The 23,947-nt window shown below is 56.3% G+C and carries 22 protein-coding genes and 1 pseudogene; 15 read left to right on the plus strand and 8 right to left on the minus strand.

The features are described from left to right. Positions 1–19: 19 nt before the first annotated feature. Positions 20–1,147 carry a helix-turn-helix domain-containing protein gene (locus C1N84_RS18610; protein ID WP_047372572.1) on the minus strand — a complete coding sequence of 376 codons (1,128 nt, stop codon included), beginning with the start codon at positions 1,145–1,147 and terminating at the stop codon, positions 20–22. Between the two features lie 6 nt (positions 1,148–1,153). Continuing rightward, entirely contained in the window at positions 1,154–1,765 is a 612-nt protein-coding gene (locus C1N84_RS18615) for a hypothetical protein (RefSeq protein WP_223883566.1), read from the minus strand. 204 nt (positions 1,766–1,969) lie between these two features. On the opposite strand from C1N84_RS18615, the pseudogene C1N84_RS18620 reads away from it, so the two are divergent. The 6 genes and pseudogenes from C1N84_RS18620 (at position 1,970) to C1N84_RS18645 (ending at position 7,205) form a co-directional block, all read left to right on the plus strand. Continuing rightward, positions 1,970–2,191, plus strand: a pseudogene (locus C1N84_RS18620) (type II toxin-antitoxin system prevent-host-death family antitoxin). A 955-nt stretch (positions 2,192–3,146) separates the two neighbouring features. Then, a complete protein-coding gene (lpxP, locus tag C1N84_RS18625; protein ID WP_058780491.1) occupies positions 3,147–4,070 on the plus strand; it encodes a kdo(2)-lipid IV(A) palmitoleoyltransferase in 924 nt (307 codons plus the stop codon). Between the two features lie 53 nt (positions 4,071–4,123). After that, complete coding sequence (locus C1N84_RS18630) at positions 4,124–5,266, plus strand: alanine racemase (protein WP_264441819.1); 1,143 nt, start codon at positions 4,124–4,126, stop codon at positions 5,264–5,266. 121 nt (positions 5,267–5,387) lie between these two features. Beyond that, positions 5,388–5,783, plus strand: a complete 396-nt coding sequence (locus tag C1N84_RS18635) for a hypothetical protein (protein ID WP_021507099.1) — start codon at positions 5,388–5,390, stop codon at positions 5,781–5,783. A gap of 436 nt (positions 5,784–6,219) precedes the next feature. Beyond that, positions 6,220–6,486, plus strand: a complete 267-nt coding sequence (locus C1N84_RS18640) for a hypothetical protein (protein ID WP_394541692.1) — start codon at positions 6,220–6,222, stop codon at positions 6,484–6,486. 74 nt (positions 6,487–6,560) lie between these two features. Then, positions 6,561–7,205, plus strand: coding sequence for an oligosaccharide flippase family protein (locus C1N84_RS18645; RefSeq protein WP_058771007.1), 645 nt, complete (start codon positions 6,561–6,563; stop codon positions 7,203–7,205). A gap of 79 nt (positions 7,206–7,284) precedes the next feature. On the opposite strand, the gene C1N84_RS18650 is transcribed toward C1N84_RS18645, so the two are convergent. Continuing rightward, entirely contained in the window at positions 7,285–7,974 is a 690-nt protein-coding gene (locus C1N84_RS18650; protein WP_058771006.1) for a response regulator transcription factor, read from the minus strand. Between the two features lie 288 nt (positions 7,975–8,262). On the opposite strand from C1N84_RS18650, the gene C1N84_RS18655 reads away from it, so the two are divergent. Beyond that, entirely contained in the window at positions 8,263–8,880 is a 618-nt protein-coding gene (locus tag C1N84_RS18655; RefSeq protein ID WP_031279636.1) for a trimeric intracellular cation channel family protein, read from the plus strand. Here the strand turns inward: C1N84_RS18655 and ligB are convergent. After that, on the minus strand, positions 8,794–10,563 hold the full coding sequence (gene ligB / locus C1N84_RS18660; protein WP_349844102.1) for an NAD-dependent DNA ligase LigB: 1,770 nt from the start codon (positions 10,561–10,563) through the stop codon (positions 8,794–8,796). The two genes, C1N84_RS18655 and ligB, sit on opposite strands and share 87 nt — an antisense overlap. Before the next feature lie 238 nt (positions 10,564–10,801). On the opposite strand from ligB, the gene gmk reads away from it, so the two are divergent. The 5 genes from gmk to recG are packed head-to-tail and all read left to right on the plus strand — an operon-like array spanning position 10,802 to position 16,664. After that, entirely contained in the window at positions 10,802–11,425 is a 624-nt protein-coding gene (gmk, locus tag C1N84_RS18665; RefSeq protein ID WP_021507104.1) for a guanylate kinase, read from the plus strand. A gap of 57 nt (positions 11,426–11,482) precedes the next feature. Beyond that, complete coding sequence (gene rpoZ / locus C1N84_RS18670) at positions 11,483–11,758, plus strand: DNA-directed RNA polymerase subunit omega (RefSeq protein WP_021314198.1); 276 nt, start codon at positions 11,483–11,485, stop codon at positions 11,756–11,758. A 20-nt stretch (positions 11,759–11,778) separates the two neighbouring features. Next, a complete protein-coding gene (spoT, locus tag C1N84_RS18675; protein WP_150059591.1) occupies positions 11,779–13,890 on the plus strand; it encodes a bifunctional GTP diphosphokinase/guanosine-3',5'-bis pyrophosphate 3'-pyrophosphohydrolase in 2,112 nt (703 codons plus the stop codon). A 3-nt stretch (positions 13,891–13,893) separates the two neighbouring features. Further along, entirely contained in the window at positions 13,894–14,589 is a 696-nt protein-coding gene (gene trmH, locus C1N84_RS18680) for a tRNA (guanosine(18)-2'-O)-methyltransferase TrmH (RefSeq protein WP_031279638.1), read from the plus strand. After that, positions 14,586–16,664 carry an ATP-dependent DNA helicase RecG gene (recG, locus tag C1N84_RS18685; protein ID WP_127833486.1) on the plus strand — a complete coding sequence of 693 codons (2,079 nt, stop codon included), beginning with the start codon at positions 14,586–14,588 and terminating at the stop codon, positions 16,662–16,664. Before trmH ends, recG begins: the two co-directional genes overlap by 4 nt. Here recG and C1N84_RS18690 read toward each other — a convergent pair. After that, complete coding sequence (locus C1N84_RS18690) at positions 16,661–17,146, minus strand: MarR family winged helix-turn-helix transcriptional regulator (protein WP_058780488.1); 486 nt, start codon at positions 17,144–17,146, stop codon at positions 16,661–16,663. The genes recG and C1N84_RS18690 overlap by 4 nt on opposite strands. Before the next feature lie 69 nt (positions 17,147–17,215). On the opposite strand from C1N84_RS18690, the gene C1N84_RS18695 reads away from it, so the two are divergent. The 3 genes from C1N84_RS18695 (at position 17,216) to C1N84_RS18705 (ending at position 21,432) form a co-directional block, all read left to right on the plus strand. Further along, positions 17,216–18,151, plus strand: a complete 936-nt coding sequence (locus C1N84_RS18695; protein ID WP_264441821.1) for a quinone oxidoreductase family protein — start codon at positions 17,216–17,218, stop codon at positions 18,149–18,151. Positions 18,152–18,241: 90 nt separating this feature from the next. Further along, on the plus strand, positions 18,242–19,630 hold the full coding sequence (locus C1N84_RS18700) for a nucleobase:cation symporter-2 family protein (protein ID WP_021507110.1): 1,389 nt from the start codon (positions 18,242–18,244) through the stop codon (positions 19,628–19,630). 122 nt (positions 19,631–19,752) lie between these two features. Beyond that, on the plus strand, positions 19,753–21,432 hold the full coding sequence (locus C1N84_RS18705) for an AsmA family protein (protein ID WP_264441822.1): 1,680 nt from the start codon (positions 19,753–19,755) through the stop codon (positions 21,430–21,432). Positions 21,433–21,637: 205 nt separating this feature from the next. Here the strand turns inward: C1N84_RS18705 and fabY are convergent, their stop codons facing one another. Genes fabY through C1N84_RS18720 form a run of 3 tightly spaced genes read right to left on the minus strand, consistent with a single transcriptional unit; the run spans position 21,638 to position 23,945 of the window. Further along, positions 21,638–22,585: a fatty acid biosynthesis protein FabY gene (fabY, locus tag C1N84_RS18710; protein ID WP_021507112.1), complete on the minus strand. Its 948-nt coding sequence runs from the start codon at positions 22,583–22,585 to the stop codon at positions 21,638–21,640. Between the two features lie 59 nt (positions 22,586–22,644). Beyond that, positions 22,645–23,082, minus strand: a complete 438-nt coding sequence (gene dtd / locus C1N84_RS18715) for a D-aminoacyl-tRNA deacylase (RefSeq protein ID WP_021507113.1) — start codon at positions 23,080–23,082, stop codon at positions 22,645–22,647. Then, positions 23,079–23,945, minus strand: coding sequence for a virulence factor BrkB family protein (locus C1N84_RS18720; RefSeq protein ID WP_021507114.1), 867 nt, complete (start codon positions 23,943–23,945; stop codon positions 23,079–23,081). The genes dtd and C1N84_RS18720 overlap by 4 nt, the downstream gene beginning before the upstream one ends. Positions 23,946–23,947: the final 2 nt, after the last annotated feature.

A 23,947-nucleotide genomic window follows, 5' to 3' on the forward strand; every position in this document is an offset into this window, starting at 1 on the left:
AGGGCCTTATATATTTTAGTCAAAATTTAAAAGGAACAACAATTTCGTCATAACCATCATCAATAGCAGGTATATATTTAATGCCTGATATATCTGCTAATAATTCAGGTCTAACCTTAATCTTTTCAGCTAACATATCGAAAGATATACCCAGATGCTCTTTCAAAATTGCCAAACTTTCCTCAAGAACATGAGGTTCCTCTAAAGGAATTTTATCGTCCAGTTTTTCTTTTTTTGTTTGTCTTGTTTGGCTGAACCAGACATTAGCACTTCTATATTGCTGAGCGTTAATAAAACCCAGGAAATGTGCTCTATAAATAATTGCTTTAGCACTAACTTTCCATCTGGTTTTTAAAGCATACACTTTCTTCCAGTCAATCATTCCGCCAATACCTAAGCAAGACGGAAATTCTCTGGCAAAAGACTTGCGAGGAAATAAGAAAGCACTAGCAAAGGCGTCAGCCTCTCTCTCTGTCTGTTTACACCCAGTCTCAATACCATCATGCATTATTAAATGACCACATTCATGGGCCAAATCAAAACGCATTCGACATGCACTTTCCTTCGCAGTATTGCGAATTATTATAGGAAATTTTCTATTAACAGATAAAGCATCGACTTTTTCAGACACGCCATCAAAACAGGTAACAATTGCTCCCTGATTTTCAACAACATTAACCATATTATCTATAGGGGCATCAGGTGTTAACCCCCAACGAATACGGGCTCCCTCAGCAATCTTTTCTATCAATGGCGGTGTTAATTCTACAATCTTACTATTATCAATCAAATTAAAACCGTTCTCGGGCATATCTAGGTGTTCATGCAACTCAGCAACGAGCTGCTCAAGAATAGTACTGTATGCCTGAACCCGCTCTTTAACACCAGCAGGTGTTGTTTGTCTCTTACGAAAATGGCATTGCTCTGGCTTGACGTCACCAGAAAGAGGAATCCCAAAAAAGTCAGTGGATACCTGAAGAAACTCAGCCAGTGCATTACGTACATCATTAGCGGGTGCCCGAACGTCACTTTCGTACTGGTGTATACTTTGCCGGGTAACAAAAACTGCATCACCCAGCTCTTGTAGTGTGTACCCTTTTAACAAACGGGCGAGCCGAAGCCGCTCGCCATAAAATTCTATAGCCATAACTTACTAACCATTATTCGGGTCATCATTCTCGGCCTTTTTGTCTTTCCTTTTGACAGAGATTGATGCTTTCAGAGTTTTGACTGGCTCAGGTAATTCGGTATCAATGGAACTGAAAGCAGGAACTCTTTCATCCAGCGGAATTTCCCAGCATGAAACCTGCACGCCTTCTAAAAAGCCAGTAAAGGTTACACGCTCAACATAGCGGAAATCATCAACTTCAACAGCAAAAAACCAAATGACAGATACAGCGTCGCCTACTTCAACAGGCAATAAACTCATCTGACTCAGCGCTTCTACGCAAGGTATCAGCCTGCGTTCTTCCGGACGATTAGGACCTCCCCGATACAAACGCACTGGCACTGAATCGATAGAAAAGGTAAATTTTCCATCGTCTTTCACTATGCCAAGCCAGGGCCACTCTTCATGTTGAGTTGCGGCCCGAATTATCCTCGTTCGGCAACATTCATAGGCTCTCAACCCAGTTGAACGAGCAGAATCACCGAGTTCTTCATTATGTAAATCAATCACATCATCCCTGACATTTCGAATCAGGGATGCAAGTAGTTTAAGTCGCTCTATTGTTAGAGCTGGGTTTAGCTCCCACGGTTGCTTCATTGCAAAAAAGACCTCATGCGTAGAGTTACGTAGCCCTTAATGGGGATTTGGTGAAATACATGACAATAATCTTGCGTTTTTTTTATTTTGTCAAGTGAACAAACAAAAGTAATCACCAAACCGACATGTCAATTAATTTTTTAACCATACAATTAGTATTGATTTTTCTATTTAAATCAAAATGTACATCGCAGGAGATATGGTATGTATACATACACTTCAACTCAGACACGTACCAACATCTCAGAAGCATTGGATACAACCACTCAGAGGGAACCGATTGAAATCCCCCACCAATACAGTAGCTCAGCAGTGGTTATCAATAAGGCTTAGTTCGAGGCATATAAGAATGCTAAACTGGATGCAGAGTTCGATATGATTATGCAACCTCATGGTCATACTGTAGAGGCGCTGACAAACCGATGATCTAGGTCAGTGCTCAAGATGTTATCACTTTCCGCGACCGTATATTTGGAACGTCTCACATTGGCAAAGTGGAGGCTCTTTCCAACATTTTCATACCGAATGGGAAGAAGGCGGCCTTATCGAACCTTCCCTTAAAGTTGCGAAGTGTAAATGCCAGCAACCTGCACTTGTTAGCTCATCTTACTGAACCGATCTTAACAAGAACTGATGGACAATTTCGCCCCAACTCATTGGACACTTTTATTTATCGTGTATTCATGTGTGTACTTAACGAAAAGAAAGATTAATAAAAATATAATAAAATCAATAAACATAAGCACTCACTCAACATTCAGATTCAACATCGAGTAACGCTTATCTCTGTAAAGCCCTGCTCAGGGCTTTATCTTTCCTTGCTAACAGCAGCCATTACGCCGGTTTGTATAGCGCCTGGTTGCTGGATCGCACGGTTTTACGGCCTGCCGCAGGTATGCGGTGAGATTTTGCTGCACACCGTAGCCATAGGGTAAGCCTGATTGAGCTATAACGCTTCCATATAGACACAATAGTGTCTGAGCATGGCTTTTTTAGCGTCAAATGGACATTACTGTGTCTGGAACTGGCTTGCAGAAGCTACCAGTTGCAGTGGTAGACCAATATTTAATTTTCGCAATGTAAGGATTATTGCCTGAATGATGAACAACTGTGTCTGTTACTGACCGAAAATGACATATAAATCTGGCCAGCCAATCCACCAACCTATTGTTTTTAAGCAGTTTAAACCCAATCCGATTTCATTCTCACGCCAGTTAGTGCACGATCCATCAATCATCTGAATCCTGAAGATTGCAGAGTTTACATATCTTATACGGCACTATTTGCTAAAGTGCCGGTCGTAATAACTACAGTTGTACCGCACCGGGAACCATGGACCGACTTCTTCGCGCGTTACATTCACTCCTGACATGAAGGCGCTATGAAGAAAACCGGGCAGTTCTGTTCCAAACTTTTGCATCCCCGCTACTGGTTTACCTGGTTCGGGCTGGCAGTGCTCTGGCTGCTGGTGCAGCTCCCCTATCCTTTATTAATCCGGCTGGGTGCGACAGCGGGCCGGCTATCACGCCACTTCCTGAAGCGGCGCGAACGCATCACGCGGCGTAACATCGAACTCTGCTTCCCGCACATTAATGAAGCCGAGAAAGAGATGATGATTGCCGGCAATTTTGAGTCGCTGGGCATGGCGCTGGCGGAAACCGGCATCGCCTGGTTCTGGTCCGATGCGCGCGTGCGTCAACTTTTTCAGGTGCACGGCATCGCCAATCTTCAGCATGCGCAGAGCCAGCAGCGCGGCGTGATGGTGATTGGCGTGCACTTTATGTCGCTGGAGCTGGGTGGCCGTATCACCGGACTGTGCCAGCCGATGATGGCCATGTATCGCCCGCACAATAATCAGGCGATGGAGTGGGCGCAAACCAAAGGGCGCATGCGATCCAATAAAGCAATGATTGATCGACGCGATCTGCGCGGCATGGTTCAGGCGCTGAAACAGGGCGAAGCCGTCTGGTTCGCGCCGGATCAGGACTACGGCCCGAAAGGCAGCGTGTTTGCTCCACTGTTCGCGGTCGAGAAAGCGGCCACCACCAATGGCACCTTTGTGCTGTCGCGGCTGGCGAAACCGGCGATGCTGACCATCGTGCTGATTCGTAATGCGCGCAAAGACGGCTATCAGCTGATCATTCAGCCGCAGCTGGAAAACTACCCGCATGATGATGAAGCGGCCGCCGCGGCGTACATGAATCGGGTGATTGAGAAAGAAATTCTGCGCGCGCCTGAGCAATATCTGTGGCTGCATCGCCGCTTTAAAACCCGTCCGCCAGGCGAAGCTTCACTTTACGTCTAACCGGCGCTCGTGAATGATAGTCCGCACCAAGACGTAACCTGCGGACTATTAAAATGGAACACCCTGAGACAGCAGGCTGGCTGCGACCGCTGCACGCCGACCGGCTTACGCCCTACCTGGAAGTTGATGCTGCGCGCCTGCAGCGTAACCTGCAACTGATGCAACAGAAAGCCGATGCCGCCGGCGTCGCGCTGCGTCCACACATCAAAACTCATAAAAGCGTCTGGATCGCTGAACAGCAGCAACAGCTGGGTGCGCGCGGCATTACCGTGTCGAAACCGAGCGAAGGCGTGGCTTTTGTGCACGGCGGGGTACGCGATGTGCTGCTGGCCTATCCCGTGGTGCACGCCGCCGCGCTGACCGAACTGCTGCAGCTGGCGGCACAGCATCAGGCGCGCATTACCTGCATCGCAGATTGCGCGGCGGGCGTAAGCGCCATCGCCGCCGCCCATCAGCAGCAGCCGGACTGCGCGCTGGCGATCGCCATTAAAGTGGATGTGGGTCTGCATCGCGTTGGCGTCGATCCGCATAGCGATAGCGCGCTGACGCTGGCGCAGCAGATTGTCGCCAGCGGATTGCCCTTCGCCGGGCTGATCTCGCATGCGGGTCATGCGTACGCTGCGGGTCATGCCACGGCGATAGCTGAGGTGGCGCAGCAGGAGATCGCGCTGATGCGTGACCTGCAACGGCGGCTGCTGGATGCCGGTTTTGCCCCTTGTCCCGTCTCGGTTGGCTCCACGCCCACGGCGCTGGCGGCACCGGTAGCCGCCGGCAGCGATGAAATTCGTCCCGGCAATTATGCCCTGCTGGATCTCACCGCCTGGCGTCTGGGCTTGTGTGATGCGGATGCGCTGGCGTTAACGGTCGTGACGCGCGTGGTGGCCGTTAATCCTTATTACGCCATCATTGATGCCGGATCCAAAATGCTGAGCTCGGATAAAGGCCCGCACGGCACCAATGCCAGCGGTTTCGGCATCGCAGTGGACGAGCATGGCCATCAGTATGAAGTGCAGAAGTTGTCGGAAGAGCACGGCTTTTTAACCTATGGCGAACATGCGCCTGCAGTTGGCGCCCTGCTGCGCATCTTCCCTAATCACAGCTGTGCGGTGGTGGCGCAATCCGATCGCTTCGTGCTGCGTCAGGCCGACGGCAGCGCCGAACCGCATGACATTCAGGGCCGTGGCCGTTTTATCTGACAGAAAACGCTGTTGCAGCACACTTCCGTCACCGGGCCGTTTGCAGTCCGGTGACCTTCAGTTAAGGTGACAGGCGATGTTTCAGGTTTAATTTGTCGTTTACCTGCCCCGCGGAGGCTCCATGCTGCCATCTCAGACAGTGACGCTCACCATTCCCCGTAACTGGTTAGATCTGTACGAAACCATCTGGAAACCCGAATGTTTTGCAAAGTGGGCCAGCGGCCTGAGCAGCAGCACGCTGACGCAGGAAGGCCAGTACTGGAAAGCGAAAGGCCCGGAAGGCACAGTGAAGATTCGTTTTACTCCCTATAACCCGTTTGGCGTGATGGATCACTGGATCGACACCGGCAGCGGTAAAGAGATTTATATGCCGATGCGGGTCATTGCCAACGAGCAGGGGGCCGAAGTCGTCATGGTGGTTTATCGCCAGCCGCTGATGTCTGATGAGAAGTTCGCCGGGGATGTTGCCTGGGTAAAACGCGATCTCGAGCGTCTCCTGCATCTGTTAACCCATTAGAATCAATGCATTATCCCACCAGCCGCCCTTTATACTGCGCTGGACGCAATCGCGAAAAAGCGGCATTTTTTTCGCGCAGCGGTGTTTAACTGTTTCACCGCGCGCAAAGCGCATTTTCGCACCATTCACCAGTCTGGCTAAAGCGTCGTAACCGGGAAAATTCCTGGTCGTGCCGGACTGGCGAGAGCTGAGTGCTTCTGATTTATCTCTGTTTTTTCCTGTGCGCTGACTTGTTCAACTTTGCAGCGCCATTAAAGGTGGAAAAAAACTAATAAATTGTAAAGATCAGAATTTATATATTCACATCCATATTCTGAAACCATTTATTCCTGCAGTCGATTTATAGGAGTTTTCTTATGGTGTTAATTTAAATAAAACACGGTATAACTCCTTCACACACAGCAGTACTTAATAATAAAAACAGCAGGGACATAACATGGATCGCTTAACCTATCCTTTGTTATCTGAAAAAGAATTTGTTGAGATTGCCAGACGGATACTGGCCGGGAAATATAATAATGCAAAAGGATTTTATAACGATCTCGCGGATTTCCTCCTGACCGGAGGAGATACCGCGCAGACGCCACAACAATTACGCGCCAGGGGCATCATTTTATTATCAGAGCATCACTTAATTAACAGCATCGCGACGTGGCCGGTACTGAAAGGTATCTCAGGACTGCGACAGGAAGCGCTGCATTGATGTGATCTGTACTCTGGGCCGCCGCCCGGGTGAACCCTTAATTGCACTGGTACATGTACCATAATGAGCAGAGTATGGCGATACGCGAAAGAAATCTGGCCAGCGCCAAATGGTCAGTGTTGTCATCCATAAAAATCGTTGGCATTGGGGTATTACAGCTTTCACTGCTGGCGCAAATCCTGCAGGCAAATGAGCTCAATTTGCTCGCGATTGCCGTAGTGATATTATTAGTGATTGATACACTAGCCGATCGCGGCTTCGGTAACGCACTTATTCGCTATCAAAGTTTAAATAACAGCGAACTCTCGACGCTTTACTGGGGTAATGTATTAAGCGGTTTATTTATTTTTGCCGTGCTGTTTATCGGCAGTGATATTTACAGCCGAGTAATGGGACAGCCGGAACTGGCAATTATGCTGGAGATGATTTCCGTCATCTTTATTATTATTCCGCAGGGGCAGCACTATCGCGCCATCCTGCAACGGGAAAAACAATTTACGCGCATTGCCTTTACGGAAACGTCTTCCGTGCTGGCAGGGCTGGCGGTCACGCTGTTTACCGTGTGGCTGACGCCGTCAGTGCTGTGCGCCATCTGGGGTTACCTGGCGATGGTTTCCATCAGAATGCTGATCTACTGCTACTACGGACGTCCCTGGTTCCAGCCGGAGTACCGTTTTAGCCTGAAAGCTTTCGCCGCAGTGCGAGCAAGAAACGGATAATAACAACAAGTCTGTATGGTGGGCTCTGGGCATCTGCAAGATGCGTTCGCGTGCTGGTTACCAGCACGCTTTTTTCTTTTTATGCTTCCAGTAACTCTTCCAGCGAATGATAAGCCAGCTCGCTCAGCTTGCCATTGCGGTGCAGGCGCAGCCATCCCACCAGCATGCGCAGCTCGTCAATCACCATAAACAGATCGGCCATATCGTTTTTGCTTTTCACCTGCAGGCGGGTAAGCGCATTTAGCTTGTGTGCATTCACCGTTTTATGGCTGATACCGAGCCGGTTACCAATCTGCTCCGTGTTGTAGCCCCACGCCATCATCAGCAGCACCCGTAGCTGCCGGTCCGGTAGCAGAATGTCAGCCCCCTCCTGCAACTGCGGTATCCCGCCGGCGATACAGGCCAGCAGGCAACGACGCAGCGCGGTGTGTGAGGACTTTAAATCGAGGACGCTGAGTCCGGGCAGATAACGACTGAGAGCGTGCATCATCGGCAACAGACGTCGGGTCAGCACCAGCATCTGCATGGCCGGAAACTGCTGCTGCAGCGCATACAGCACTTTGAAGGTGCCAGCCAGCGGCATATTCTCGTGAAAAATAAACACCAGTAACCGCGGCCGCACTCTTTCACACTGCGAGATGACGGTACTGAGCGACCAGAGTTCATGCACCCGGCAGCCCACCGGTAACGCTGATAGCAGGCTTTCCAGCCCGAGTGCCGCCAGCTTATCGGAGGAGTAATAGAGGATGTCTTCGCTGTGTTTTTTCATGCCTGTCCAGAGTTGCTGCACGTCGCGCCCGTAAATGATGAGCCTGAATGAGCAGGCATTAATCAGGTGCGACACATCATCGGCGAAACTTAAATCAGGGTCGATCCGCCGTCTCGCATCATTTTTATTGATGCGAAAACACCGGCTGACAACCGCAGTTCCTCTGTAACAAGCCCATCAGCAGGCTCGCCATCAGCATGGCTAATCCGAAAACATTTTTTTAGAAAATCTCAGTGGTCTACACTCTGGGAAATCTTTAGCCTTGCCGCCAGTTTACTGGAGTGCTCTATGTTATTAACCGTCCTGTACATCATTGGTATTACCGCCGAAGCAATGACCGGTGCGCTGGCGGCAGGCCGACGCAAAATGGACCTGTTTGGCGTCATTATTATTGCGTCGGTCACGGCGATTGGCGGCGGCTCGGTGCGCGATATTCTGCTGGGCCACTATCCGCTCGGCTGGGTGAAACACCCGGAATACATCATGATCGTCGCGGCGGCGGCCGTGGTCACAACCTTTGTCGCGCCGCTGATGAATCATCTGCGTAAAGTGTTTCTGGTGCTGGATGCGCTGGGTCTGGTGGTGTTCTCGATTATCGGCGCACAGGTTGCGCTGGATTCCGGCCATGCGGCGATCATCGCCGCCATCGCCGCAGTCATAACTGGCGTTTTTGGCGGCGTGCTGCGCGATATGTTCTGCAACCGCATTCCGCTGGTGTTCCAGAAAGAGCTGTACGCCGGCATCGCTTTTGCCTCCGGCTGGATGTATATCCTGCTGCTGAAAACACCGCTGGCGCATGAAGTGGTGGTGATCATCACGCTACTGTTCGGCTTCTTCGCCCGCCTGCTGGCGCTGCGCTTCCGCCTCGGTCTGCCGATTTTCAACTACCCCCACCCCGAGCACTGACGGCTGCGCCGGGATATTCTGCTGCTGCAGAAAGTGAATCAGCGACTGCAGGCGCGCATCCTGCAGCATCGTCACCAGCCGCTGTGCCAGTACGCTGCCGATACCCGGCAGCTGCTGCCAGCTGTCGGCTGAACGCGCCAGCAACTGCGACCACTGCGTATCGGGCAACGCCTGTAGCGCCGTGCGCGGCAGCGGTAAGCCCAGCGCGCTGATCCAGCGGCGCAGCGGCTGCTGGCGCGTCAGGTTAAAACGATGCCAGATCTGCCGGGCGCGTACGGTGGAGATGCCCTGCGCCTGCGCAATCTGCTCTGGCGTGAGCGTCAGCCAGGAGAACAGGTGGCTGACGCTGCCGCCGTCCAGCAGGCGCTGCCAGCTACTGCGCTGCATGCCAGCAATATCCAGCACTGACTTGTGACTCAGCCAGCTGAGGCGCGACAGAAACTGCGCGCGGCACCCTGGGCTGAAGTGCAGGCAGCTCAGTGGATTGAATGCGTCGTCCTGCGGCGGCGGCGGATAGTCGCGCTGCGCCACGCGCCAGATCACCCGTTCCAGCCGCGGGATCCCCAGCCCGGCCAGCGACAGCGTGACCTGATCGCCGGCGATCACATCCCACTGCTTCCAGCGACGCAGCGAGCCCAGGTTAACCCGCCGGACGGTTTTATCCTCCAGCTGCACCGGCTGCAGATTCAGCACCACGGCAATTTTGCCGGTGCGTCCGACGTTGAAATCCACCGACAGCACCTCGCTGCTGACTTCGGCAGGCTGATATTTCCACGCGGCCGACCAGCTGCCCTGCCCGGGCTGCCAGTCGCGCCCGACGCGCTGCGGTGACTGATGAATCACTACCCCATCGGTGACAAAAGGCAGCGGCTGGCGATACCAGCGCTCACGCCAGGCCGCGACCTCCTCTTCATTACTGACCTGGCGGCTCCACTGCTGCGTCAGGGCAAAGCCCCACTGCGTAAGCTGTGCCAGCCGCGCCTGCATCATCGGCGGCCCATCCGGCCATGCCCAGATAAACACGCCAATGCGCGATAGCAGCGGACTGGCTTCGCGCCGCATCATGGCGCCCGCCACCTGGGCGCGCGCATTCTGACCGCCATCGCGCACCTGCTGGTGATCGGTCATCGTCAGGAACAGCTCACCCTGCAATACCACTTCCTCACGGTCGGTCGTGATATGCTGCGGGATCGCCGCAATGTGCGGCGCTTTCGCCAGCCACTGTTCACCGCGCAGTCCGTCGCCCCGGCTGATCAGGCCAGCCAGTTCGCCGTGGCGATACATCAGCGTCACCGCCACGCCATCGACTTTTGGCTGCACCCACAGCGCCGGTTTATCCTGCATCCAGTAGGCCACCGCCAGCTTGTCACGCAGCTTGCGTACGCCGGTATGCGCCACCGGGTGCAGCGTGCTGCCGTCGGTGCTGAGCTGTGCTGCATAGCCGGGCAACGCCGGCGTGAAGCAGCGCTGCCACTGCTGTAAGCGCTGCTGCAGGCTGTCGTAATCGGCATCGCTTACCGGGCTTTGCCCCTGACGGTAGTAGGCATCATCCCAGTGGCGCAGCTGGTTGTGCAGCACGCCCATCTCCTGTTCAGCGCGCACCGGTGACCAGTTGGGACAAACCGCCATCCCATTCGCACATCCCGCCAGCAACATCGCACCCAGCCATCTCCATCCTTTCATCGTCGCCTCCTTTTTTGCTGATTGCAGCGTGCCGCGGTGAGTGACACCAGCGTTAAAAAGCCGATTGTGGAGCGAGGCTGACGGATTTTTGTGCGAATTGCAGAAAGTTGCGCTGCCGCTGGAGGGCGCGCACAGAAAAAGAATTGCCGCGTGCGGGCGGCAAACGCTGCGTGCTGCGCTTAAGCCGTGTATACTGTGCAGGAAATCGACTCCGCTCTTTACTCAATTCAAGATAACCATGGCTCAAGGCACGCTCTATATTGTTTCCGCCCCCAGCGGCGCAGGTAAATCCAGCCTGATTCAGGCGCTGTTAAAGACACAACCGCTGTACGATACGCAGGTGTCTGTTTCTCATACCACCCGCGGCGTGCGCCCCGGCGAAGCGCATGGTGAACACTACTTTTTCGTCTCAAAGCCTGAATTCGAACGCATGATCGCCGAGGATGCTTTCCTTGAGCATGCGGAAGTGTTTGGCAATTATTACGGCACCTCACGCGCGGCGATTGAGCAGGTGCTGGCGACCGGCGTTGACGTGTTTCTCGACATTGACTGGCAGGGCGCACAGCAGATTCGCCAGAGAATGCCGGCCGCCCGCAGCATCTTTGTTCTGCCGCCGTCCACCGAAGAGCTGGATCGCCGCCTGCGCGGCCGCGGTCAGGACAGCGAAGAGGTGATCGCCCGCCGCATGGCGCAGGCAGTGGCAGAAATGAGCCACTATGCCGAATACGATTATTTGATTGTTAATGATGATTTCGATCTGGCGCTGTCGGATCTGAAAACCATTATTCGCGCAGAACGTCTGCGTATGGGTCGCCAGAAAGCGCGACATGATGCTTTAATCAGCAAACTATTGGCAGTCTGAAGTCACTTTCAGTATTATGCCCAGTCATTTCTTCATCATCTGTGGAGTAGCACACCTATGGCACGCGTAACCGTTCAGGACGCAGTAGAGAAAGTTGGTAACCGTTTTGACCTGGTGTTGGTCGCTGCACGTCGTGCACGTCAGATGCAGGTAGGCGGCAAAGATCCGCTGGTTCCGGAAGAGAACGATAAAGCCACCGTTATCGCCCTGCGCGAAATCGAAGAAGGCCTGATCACCAACCAGATTCTGGATGTCCGTGATCGTCAGGAACAGCAAGAGCAGGAAGCCGCTGAGTTACAAGCCGTTACCGCTATCGCTGAAGGTCGTCGTTAACAGCACTCTGCAGGTCAACCTTGTATCTGTTTGAAAGCCTCAATCAGCTGATTGAAAAATACTTGCCTGAGGAGCAAATCAAGCGCCTCAAGCAAGCTTACCTTGTCGCACGTGATGCCCACGAGGGCCAGACACGCTCCAGCGGCGAACCCTATATCACCCATCCCGTTGCGGTTGCCTGCATTCTGGCCGAGATGAAGCTCGACCACGAAACGCTGATGGCGGCGCTGCTGCATGATGTGATTGAGGATACGCCCGCCACCTATCAGGACATGGAACAGCTGTTCGGAAAAAGCGTGGCCGAGCTGGTAGAAGGCGTTTCCAAGCTCGATAAGCTGAAATTCCGCGACAAGAAAGAAGCGCAGGCTGAAAACTTCCGCAAAATGATCATGGCGATGGTGCAGGACATTCGCGTCATCCTGATCAAACTGGCTGACCGCACGCACAACATGCGCACGCTGGGCGCGCTGCGTCCGGATAAAAAACGGCGCATCGCGCTGGAAACGCTGGAGATTTACAGTCCTCTGGCGCACCGCCTCGGTATTCATCACCTGAAAACGGAACTGGAAGAGCTCGGCTTTGAAGCGCTCTATCCAAACCGTTTCCGCGTGATTAAAGAGGTGGTGAAAGCGGCGCGCGGCAACCGTAAAGAGATGATTCAGAAGATCCTGTCGGAAATCGACGGGCGTCTGCAGGAAGCCGGCATTCCCTGCCGCGTCAGCGGACGTGAAAAGCATCTCTATTCGATCTACCGCAAAATGCACCTGAAAGAGCAGCGATTTCACTCGATCATGGATATTTATGCCTTTCGCGTCATCGTGAAGGACCTCGATACCTGTTATCGCGTGCTCGGTCAGATGCACAGCCTGTACAAACCGCGTCCCGGACGCGTGAAAGATTACATCGCCATTCCCAAAGCCAACGGCTATCAGTCACTGCACACCTCGATGATCGGCCCGCACGGCGTGCCGGTTGAGGTGCAAATCCGTACCGAAGATATGGATCAGATGGCGGAGATGGGGGTAGCGGCCCACTGGGCTTATAAAGAAGCTGGCGAAAGCGGTACCACCGCGCAAATTCGCGCCCAGCGCTGGCTGCAAAGCCTGCTGGAGCTGCAGCAGAGCGCCGGCAGCTCGTTTGAATTTATCGAGAGCGTAAAATCCGATCTGTTCCCGGATGAGATCTACGTGTTTACGCCGGAAGGCCGCATCGTCGAACTGCCCGCTGGCGCCACGCCGGTGGATTTCGCCTATGCGGTGCACACCGATATCGGTCACGCCTGCGTCGGTGCGCGCGTCGATCGCCAGCCGTATCCGCTGTCGCAAGCGCTGACCAGCGGCCAGACGATTGAAATCATTACCGCACCTGGCGCCCGGCCAAATGCCGCGTGGCTCAACTTTGTGGTGAGCTCAAAAGCGCGTGCCAAAATTCGCCAGCTGCTGAAAAACCTCAAGCGCGAAGATTCCGTTAACCTCGGTCGTCGTCTGTTGAGCCACGCGCTCGGCGGCAGCAAAAAACTGGCCGAGATTCCGGCGGAGAATATTCAGCAGGAGCTGGAGCGTATGAAGCTCTCCAGCATCGACGATCTGCTGGCGGAGATTGGCCTCGGCAATGCCATGAGCGTGGTGGTGGCGAAGAACCTGCTGCAATCCGGCAGCGAACCGTCATCTGGCAGCAGTAAGCGCAGCAAAAAGCTGCCAATCAAGGGCGCTGATGGCGTACTGATCACTTTCGCCAAGTGCTGCCGTCCGATTCCTGGCGACCCGATTGTCGCGCACGTCAGCCCCGGTAAAGGGCTGGTGGTGCATCACGAATCCTGCCGTAACATTCGCGGCTACCAGAAAGAACCGGAAAAATTCATGCCGGTTGAATGGGATAAAATGACCGATCAGGAGTTTGTCGCCGAGATTAAGGTGGATATGTTTAACCACCAGGGCGCGCTGGCCAACCTGACCGCGGCAATCAATACCGCAGGTTCGAATATTCAAAGCCTCAATACCGAAGAGCGTGACGGTCGCGTTTACAGCGCCTTCATCCGCCTCACCGCGAACGATCGCGTCCATCTGGCCAATATCATGCGTAAAATCCGCGTGATGCCGGACGTGATTAAAGTTCACCGTAACCGTAATTAGTGCATGAACGCTCAACGTTTTGCTCGTATCCAGGAGATGCTGGCCATGCGCCAGCACGATCTCACCGTCTGCATGGAGCAGGTGCATAAGCCGCACAATGTCTCTGCGGTGATCCGCACCGCCGACGCCGTCGGCATCCACGAAGTTCATGCGGTATGGCCCAGCGTGCGTATGCGCACCATGGTGTCCGCGTCGGCGGGCAGTAACAGTTGGGTGAAGGTGAAAACCCATCGCCACATTGCTGATGCGGTACGCCATCTGAAAGATCGCGGCATGCAGGTGCTGGCGACCCATCTGTCTGACAAAGCGGTCGATTTCCGCGAGATCGATTACACCAAACCGACCTGTATTTTGATGGGCCAGGAGAAAACCGGCATCACCGCTGAAGCGCTGGCGCTGGCCGACCGCGATATCATCATTCCGATGGTCGGTATGGTGCAGTCGCTGAATGTCTCCGTGGCCTCTGCGCTGATTCTGTATGAAGCCCAGCGTCAGCGGCAAAACGCCGGCATGTATCGCCGCCAGCACAGCCTGCTGGACGAGGATGAGCAGCAGCGCCTGCTGTTTGAGGGCGGGTATCCGGTGCTGGCGCGCGTAGCGAAGCAGAAAGGCCTGCCCTATCCGCACATCAACGCGCAGGGCGAAGTCGAAGCCGATGCCGCCTGGTGGTCCACCATGCAAGCGACGGGTAAAAAATGAAAGGCCGTCTGCTGGATGCCATTCCGCTCAGTACCCTGACCGGCGTCGGCGCCAGCCAGGCGGGTAAGCTGGCGAAACTCGGCCTGTTTACCATTCAGGATCTGCTGCTGCACCTGCCGCTGCGCTACGAAGACCGCACCCAGCTGTACAAAATTAACGATTTGCTGCCCGGCATCTGGGCGACGGTGGAAGGTGAAGTGCTGCACAGCGAAATCACCTTTGGTCGCCGCCGTATGCTGGTATGCCAGATCAGCGACGGCAGCGGCGTGCTGACGATGCGCTTCTTCAACTTCAACGCCGGCATGAAAAACAGCCTGGCACCGGGCCGTCGCGTTACCGCTTATGGCGAGATCAAACGCGGCCAGCGCGGCGCTGAAATCATTCATCCGGAGTATCGCGTCCAGGGCGAGTTGGGTGGCGTTGAGCTGCAGGAAACTCTGACGCCGGTCTATCCCACCACCGAAGGTATTCGCCAGGCCACGCTGCGCAATCTCACCGATCAGGCGCTGACGCTGCTGGAGAGCTGCCCGATTGCCGAGCTGCTGCCGCCGGAATTGAGCGGCGGTTTGATCAGCCTGCCGGAGGCGCTGCGCACCCTGCACCGGCCGCCGCCGGACCTGCGCTTGAGCGAGCTGGAAACCGGCCGTCATCCGGCGCAGAAGCGTCTGATTCTCGAAGAGCTGCTGGCGCACAATCTCAGCATGCTGGCGGTACGCGCCGGCGCGCAGCGCCATCACGCCCTGCCCATGCCGGCACGCCACCAACTGGTGGACAAACTGCTGGCTGCACTGCCATTCTCGCCCACCGCGGCGCAGCGGCGCGTGGTCGCAGAGATTGAGCGCGATCTGGCGCACGACTTCCCGATGATGCGTCTGGTGCAGGGTGATGTCGGCTCCGGTAAAACGCTGGTGGCTGCGCTGGCGGCGCTGAACGTGATCGCCCACGGCAAGCAGGTAGCGCTGATGGCCCCGACCGAGCTGCTGGCAGAACAGCACGCCAGTAATTTCCGTCAGTGGTTTGCGCCGCTTGGCGTGGAAGTTGGCTGGCTGGCCGGAAAGCAGAAAGGGAAAGCGCGCGAAGCGCAGCAGGAGGCGATTGCCAGCGGTCAGGTGGCGATGGTGGTGGGCACGCACGCGCTGTTCCAGGAACAGGTGAAATTCAACGGTATGGCGCTGGTGATCATTGATGAGCAGCACCGTTTCGGCGTGCATCAGCGGCTGGCGCTGTGGGAAAAAGGCGAAGAGCAGGGTTTCCATCCGCATCAGCTGATCATGACCGCCACCCCGATTCCGCGCACCCTGGCGATGACGGCCTACGCCGATCTCGATACCTCAACCATTGACGAACTGCCGCCGGGCCGTACGCCGGTGACCACGGTGGCAATTCCCGATACCCGCCGCAGCGACATCATCAGCCGGGTGCAAAGCGCCTGCCATGAAGGCCGTCAGGCCTATTGGGTGTGTACGCTGATCGATGAATCCGACGTGCTGGAAGCGCAGGCGGCGGAAGCCACCTGGCAGGAGCTGAAAGTGGCGCTGCCGGACCTGCAGGTTGGTCTGGTACACGGGCGCATGAAGCCCGCGGAGAAGCAGGCGGTGATGGCGGCGTTCAAGGCCAACGAAATCCAGCTGCTGGTGGCCACCACGGTGATTGAGGTTGGCGTGGATGTGCCCAACGCCAGCCTGATGATCATCGAAAACCCGGAACGGCTTGGTCTGGCGCAGCTGCATCAGCTGCGCGGACGCGTTGGCCGCGGTGCCGTCGCCTCACACTGCGTGCTGCTGTACAAAGCGCCGCTGAGTAAAACCGCGCAGAAACGCCTGCAGGTGCTGCGCGACAGCAACGACGGTTTTGTCATCGCCCAGCACGATCTGGAAATTCGCGGTCCGGGTGAACTGCTCGGCACGCGCCAGACCGGCAACGCCGAGTTTAAGGTCGCCGATTTACTGCGCGATCAAAGCATGATTCCGGAAGTTCAGCGCGTGGCGCGCCATATTCACCAGCATTATCCTGAACAGGCTCAGGCGCTGATCGAGCGCTGGCTGCCGGAAACCGAGCGCTACAGCCACGCTTAATCCAGCTGCGGCTGTCGATCCACCGCCATAAAATCCCCGACGAAGCGCTGTAACAGGCGCGTTAACTCAGCGCGCTCTTCGGCTGGCCAGCCAGCGAACAGCTGCTGATAGATCTGGGTGCGCGCCGCGTCGATTTTATCCGTCATCGCTTTTCCCGCCGCCGTGATCACCGCCTCATTGATCCGCTTGTCTCTGGCATTTTTCTGCCGCTGCGCCAGCCCCAGCTCTTCCAGCTTCGCCACCTGGCGGCTGACAGTGGTGTAATCGCGCCCGGCGCGATCGGCCAGCTCGACCACGCCGAGGGGACCAAAGCGGCCAATCTGGATCAGCAGCGGAAACAGGGCGCGATCCAGCTGGATACCGGACTCTTTTATCAATAATTCATCACGTTGCGGACGATTAAAGGTGCCGACGATCATCAGCAGCGCGTTGTGCAAATCATCGAAGCCGGCATTATTATGTGTATTTTGCACGCTTTTCATTGACGTCATCCCAGAGCAAGCCTAATGTGTGCATATTACACATATTATCCGATGAACTGAAGGTGAAACATGAAAGCAGCTATTGTCAGTGCCGCAGGTGAGAAACCGGTATGGGCCGATTTCCCGGCACCGCAGGCCGATGAACAGCATGTGGTGGTGACGGTGAAGGCCGCCGCCATTAGCCAGCTGGCGAAAGCGCGAGCTGCCGGCGCCCATTACAGCGCCGGTAGCCACTATCCGTTTATCGCCGGCATTGATGGCACCGGCACGCTGAGCAACGGCGATCCGGTCTATTTTCTCGCCTTTAGCGCGCCGTGGGGCAGTATGGCGCAGCAGACCCGGGTGCCGGCCGCGGCGGTGGTTGCGCTGCCGCCGACGCTTGATCCTCTGCTGGCTGCGGCAATCGCCAATCCCGGCATGTCCTCGTGGGCCGCACTGACGCGTCGCGCGCAGTTTCAGGCGGGTGAAACCGTGCTGATCAACGGCGCAACCGGCACCTCCGGCGGGCTGGCGGTGCGCATTGCGCGTCACCTCGGTGCCGGGAAAATCATCGCCACCGGCCGTAACCGCGCGGTGCTGGAGCAGTTGCGCACGCAGGGCGCGGATATCATCCTGACGCTGGATGAACTGCCCGTCGCGCTGCCAGCGCTGATGCAGCAGGGCATTGATGTGGTGCTGGATTATCTGTGGGGCCAGAGTGCGCTCGACATCATGCACGCGGCCGTGGCCGGCGGTGAGAAAACGGTGCGCTTCGTGCAGATTGGCTCGCTCAGCGGGCAGGAGATCGCGCTGCACAGTAAACTGCTGCGCTCATCCGGGCTGACGCTGATGGGCAGCGGACTGGGCAGCGTCTCTGACAGCGAACTGATCGCCTGTATTGGTGAGATGCTGAACGCCGCCGCTGAAAGTGACTTCTCCATCGCTTTTCAGCAGCGTCCGCTGAGTGAGGTAGAGCAGGCGTGGCAGCAGGATGACAGCCGCTGCCGCACGGTGTTTACGCTCTAGATCAATCGCAACTAAAAGGGGCATTGCAAACGATTGCTTTCACAACGCAACCGTTTAAAATCGCCCCTTTGTTGTTATTGAGAAGCCACCATGTCCGTCAATACTGCTGAATCCCGCCAGCCTGCCACTGCGCCAGGCGAGAGCAAAAGTGAACTGATTTACCGTCTTGAAGATCGTCCGCCGCTGCCGCAAACGCTGTTTGCCGCCTGCCAGCATCTGCTGGCGATGTTTGTGGCGGTGATTACCCCGGCACTGCTGATCTGCCAGGCGCTCGGCTTACCGGCGCAGGACACGCAGCACATCATCAGCATGTCGCTGTTTGCTTCGGGCGTGGCGTCCATTCTGCAAATCAAAACCTGGGGACCGGTGGGTTCTGGCCTGCTGTCGATTCAGGGCACCAGCTTTAACTTTGTCACGCCGCTGATCATGGGCGGTATGGCGCTGAAAAACGGCGGCGCCGATGTGCCGACCATGATGGCAGCGCTGTTTGGTACCCTGATGGTGGCTTCCTGTACCGAGATGTTGCTGTCACGCGTGCTGCACCTCGCGCGCCGCATCATCACGCCGCTGGTGTCCGGCATTGTGGTGATGATTATCGGTCTGTCGCTGATTCAGGTCGGCCTGACCTCGATTGGCGGTGGCTTCGCCGCCATGAACGATCACAGCTTTGGGGCGCCGAAAAATCTGCTGCTGGCCGGTGCCGTGCTGGTGGTTATCATCCTGCTCAATCGCCAGCGCAACCCTTATCTGCGCGTCGCGTCGCTGGTGATCGCCATGGCGGTGGGTTATGCGCTGGCCTGGGCGCTGGATATGCTGCCCGCTACCTCTGCACCCACCAACCAGGCGCTGCTGGCCGTGCCGTCGCCGCTCTATTACGGCCTGGGTTTTGACTGGAATCTGCTGATCCCGCTGATGCTGGTGTTTATGGTGACCTCGCTGGAAACCATCGGCGATATTACCGCCACCTCCGATGTCTCCGAACAGCCGGTCAGCGGTCCGCTGTATATGAAGCGTCTGAAAGGCGGCGTACTGGCCAATGGTCTCAACTCGTTTGTGTCGGCGCTGTTCAACACCTTCCCTAACTCCTGCTTTGGTCAGAACAACGGGGTGATTCAGCTGACCGGCGTGGCCAGCCGCTACGTGGGCTTTGTGGTGGCGCTGATGCTGATCGTACTCGGCCTGTTCCCGGCGGTGAGCGGCTTTGTGCAGCATATTCCGGAACCGGTACTGGGCGGTGCCACCATCGTGATGTTTGGTACCATTGCCGCTTCCGGCGTGCGCATTGTTTCGCGCGAGCCGCTCAATCGCCGTGCCATTATGATCATCGCGCTGTCGCTGGCGGTGGGCCTTGGCGTATCGCAACAGCCGCTGATTCTGCAATTTGCCCCGGACTGGCTGAAAACCCTGCTGTCATCCGGCATCGCCGCCGGGGGTATCACCGCTATCGTGCTTAACCTCGTCTTTCCGCAGGAAAAGTAATGCTGCTGGCAGGCTACGGCCTGCCTGTTATTTATCCGCTTTTTCATCCAGGCTGTTGAGCTGTAACGGTAATTCAGGCATAACAACCACTCACCGGATAAATATCGGGATGGATGGATGCGATGAAATTTTTAGGCAAGTTTTTCCTTACCTTGTTACTGCTGATTCTGCTGGCGCTGGTGGTTCTCTATGTGCTGCTGCAAACCCAGTGGGGCGCAGGCTGGTTTAGCCGTTGGGTAAGCGATAAAACCGCCTGGCATTTGTCGCTGAGTAAGATTGAGCACAACTTCTCCTCGCCTTCCCACATCATCCTGGATGACTTCAGCTTCGGCCACGACGGCCAGCCGGCGGTACTGGTGGCGAAGCGCGTCGATCTCGGTTTGGCACTGGTGCAGTTCAGCGATCCGCTGCATTTCGACAGCATTGAAGTGCGCGACGGCGACATCAACCTCGCTAACCAGTCACCACAAACCACGCTGCCGATTCAGGCCAACCGGTTGCAGCTCAATAACGTACAGATCGAAAGCCCGCACAGCGCCCTGCCGCTGGCAGCGCAGCGGGTCAACGGCGGCATTTTGCCGTGGAAGCCCACGCCTGACGATATGCTGGGCAGCGATGCGCAGTTTCAGATGAGCGCAGGTGCCATGACGCTGGACGGCGTCGCCGGTAACAACGTGCTGCTGCAGGGCAATATCGCCAAACGCCGGCTGGTGCTGAGCAATATCGGCGCCGATCTGGCGCGCGGCTCAATGACCGGACGTGCCGAGCGCGACGCGCAGGGTAACTGGCAAATCAACCAGCTGCGTCTTAACGATATTCGCCTGCAAACCCAGCAGAGCCTGAGCGAGTTCCTCAGTCCGCTGCGTGACGTGCCTTCGGTGAGCATTAACCGGCTGGATATGACCGATGCGCGCCTGCAGGGCCCGGACTGGGCGGTGACCGATCTCGATCTGACCCTGAAGAACATTACGCTGCGCGGCGATGACTGGCAGAGCGACGACGGTTCGCTGGCCATGAACGCCGGCAACTTTATTAACGGCAGCTTTGAACTCAACGATCCGATCGTCAACGCCGAATTCTCACCGCAGGGCATTCAGCTGACGCAGTTCAGCTCACGCTGGGTCAACGGCGTGATTCGCGCCAGCGGCAGCTGGACGCGCAGCGATAAGCGCCTGACGCTTGACGATTTAGCCATTGCCGGCCTGGAATACACGCTGCCGCAAAACTGGCGCGATCGCTGGCAGCAGACGCTGCCAGGCTGGCTGGATAGCGTGCTGGTGAAGCGTGCGACCGCTAACCGTAACCTGGTGATTGATATCAATCCGGCCTTCCCGTTCCAGATGACCGCGCTCGACGGTAATGCAGAGAATCTGCTGCTGGCGCGCCAGCATCAATGGGGCATCTGGGCGGGCAAAGCCAGCTTTAACGCGGCGGAAGCCACCTTTAACCGCACCGATTTGCGCCATCCGTCGATTAGCCTGAACGCCAGCGATCGGCAGATTGAGGTCAGCGAGATGAGCGCCTTTAACGGCAGCGGATTACTGGAAGGCACGGCAACCGCAGGACAGGAAGCACAGCGTCCGTTTACGCTGAACCTGAAAGGCCAGGCGGTGCCGGCAAACGTGCTGCAAAACTGGGGCTGGCCTGCGCTGCCGCTGAGCGGCAGCAGTAATTTGCAGCTGCAGCTGAAGGGATCGCTCAGCGCGGGCGCACCGTTGCGTACCAGCGCAGAAGGCAGTTTGTCGGTGACCACGGATACGCAGTCGGTGCAGCAGACGATGCGTGGCGGGCAGGTGCAGTGATGATTGCATGACCGATCGCGCTGAAAAGCGCGATGCGGGCGCGTCAGGTCATCGCTAATCGCACAATACTTGTAGCGGCGCGATTTATCGCGCAATAAATTGCGCCGCTACCAAAAATGCAACTGTTGTTGAATGCATTCGAATCTTAGCTGGCAAGCATTACGCCATGCAGAGTGACCCTGTGGTTTTGTTGCGCGCTGCGTGGTTAATTAATACGCGCGCCTGAACCGCCCTCTTCCAGCGGTCCGTCGGGATCGGCGGGTAACACGATGTAAACACCTTCAAACACCGCGCCCAGTTCATCATCCCCAAACAGCTCCACCTCCATCTGTACGCGTGCTTTTCGTCCGCGCGCCAGCCGGTCGAGATCGCCGCTCAGCGAGCCGAGATCGGCGATGGCGCCGGGCCGTCCGCTGATGGGTTTGCTATAGCGTATATGCGCATCGGCCAGAATGATGGTGCCGCCGAGATGGCGTTCGCGCAGCAGCAGCCAGATCAATCCCCAGCCGGTAAGCGTGGCGAGTGAAAACAGGCTGCCGGCAAACAGCGTGTGGTGCGGGTTCTGGTTGCCGGCTTCCGGCATGGTGGTGACAAACTTCTGCCCGGTATACTGCAGAATGCGCACGCCCATCTTTTCGCTTAGCGGGATGTGTTCGTACCACGCCTGCTGCAGCTGTCCGCACCAGTCGGCGCGATGCAGAATATCATCCAGCGTCACCACCGGTTTAATCATCAGGAAGTGGCGCACCGGCGTGGTTTGCGGTGCGGTAATTTCGCCCTGATTAACAAAGCCGAGCTTGGCAAAGAACTCCACCGCATCCTCGCGCGCGCTACAGGTGACGCGTTTGGCCCCTTCCTGGCGCGCCACCGACTCCAGCGTCATCGCCACCAGCGTACCCAGCCCTTTGCCCTGCACCGACGGATGCACCGCCAGAAAGCGGATCGCCGCCTCATTTTCCGCATTGATATACAGCCGGCCGACCGCTACCGGTTTGCCGTGCTCATCCACCACCATCTGGTGATGCGCCAGCGCATCCCAGGCATCACGTTCTGAGCCCTGCGGCTGGCGCAGCGGCTTTCGTAACATTTCCCAGCGGAACTGGTAATACATATCCAGCTCTTCCGCCGTTTGCGGTACGCGAAGATGATACATAAAGTGATTCTCTCGTTCGGAGCTTGCGTGGCTGATCCCTTGCCGCTCGGCTAAAAATCTCACACCTGTAACCAGAAGGTCACCGGACCATCGTTAATCAGTGAAACCTGCATGTTGGCGGCAAAGCGCCCGTTGGCAGTGGTGACGCCCAGCGCACGGCAGCGATCGCTGAAGTCGTGATAGAGGCGCTCGGCTTCCGCCGGATGCGCGCCGCCAGAGAAAGAGGGACGCATGCCTTTTTGCGTGTCGGCCGCCAGGGTGAATTGCGAAACCACCAGCACGCTACCGCCTGTCTGCTGTACGCTGAGATTCATTTTGTCGTTCTCATCGCCAAAGATGCGGTAGCCCAGCACTTTCTCCGCCAGGCGCTGTGATTTCTGCTCGTCATCGCCCTTTTCCACCCCCAGCAGCACCAGCAGACCGGCGCCAATTTCGCCCACCGTGGCGTTATCCACGCTGACGCTGGCGCGCGTCACACGCTGAATCAAAGCAATCATGTTTCCTCTCGTTCTTTATCGCGTTCCTGCTGTTTTAACTGGCGATAGTCATCCAGCGTGACGGTCACTTCCGCGCCTAACAACACAATACACCAGGTCCAGTAAACCCACAGAAACAGGATGGGGATCACCGCCAGCACGCCGTAAATTAACTGATACGAAGGAAACATCGTAACATAGAGCGCAAAGCCTTTTTTGCCCAGCTCGAACAGCAGACCCGCGACCACCGCACCTATCAACGCATCGCGTCCCGGCACGCGCCGCGTCGGCACAATGCTGTACAGCAGCCAGAAGGCGAGAATCGACAAAACCAGCGGGAAGATGCGCAGCGCCTGATCGATCAGGCTGGTGACGCCGGTCACGTTCACCCAGCGCAGCGACAGCAGATAGGAGCTGATAGCCAGACTGGCACCGGCCAGCAGCGGTCCCAGCGTCAGAATCATCCAGTAGACCGCAAAGGAGTAGACCATCGGGCGCGGCTTGTCGCTGCGCCAGATGGCATTGAGCGCGCTGTCGACCGAGTGCATCAGCAGCAGCGCAGTGACAATCAGCCCGACCGCCCCCACCGCCGTCATTTTGTTGACGTTGGCGACAAACTGATCGAGATAGCGCTGAATCACATCCCCGGCGGCCGGCATGAAGTTAGTGAAGATGAAGTTCTTCAGCTGCACGCTGATGTCGGAGAACACCGGGAAGGCGGCAAACAGCGCGAATACCACGGCAATCAGCGGTACCAGCGCCAGCAGTGACACGTAGGCCAGATTACCGGCCTGCGTGGTCATGTTGTCTTCATCGATGCGGCGCCACAGCAGTTTGATCCACAGGAAAAATGCATGCGCCGAGTGGCGCAGATGAGTTCGCATGG

Source organism: Pantoea sp. SGAir0418 (assembly GCF_043529865.1).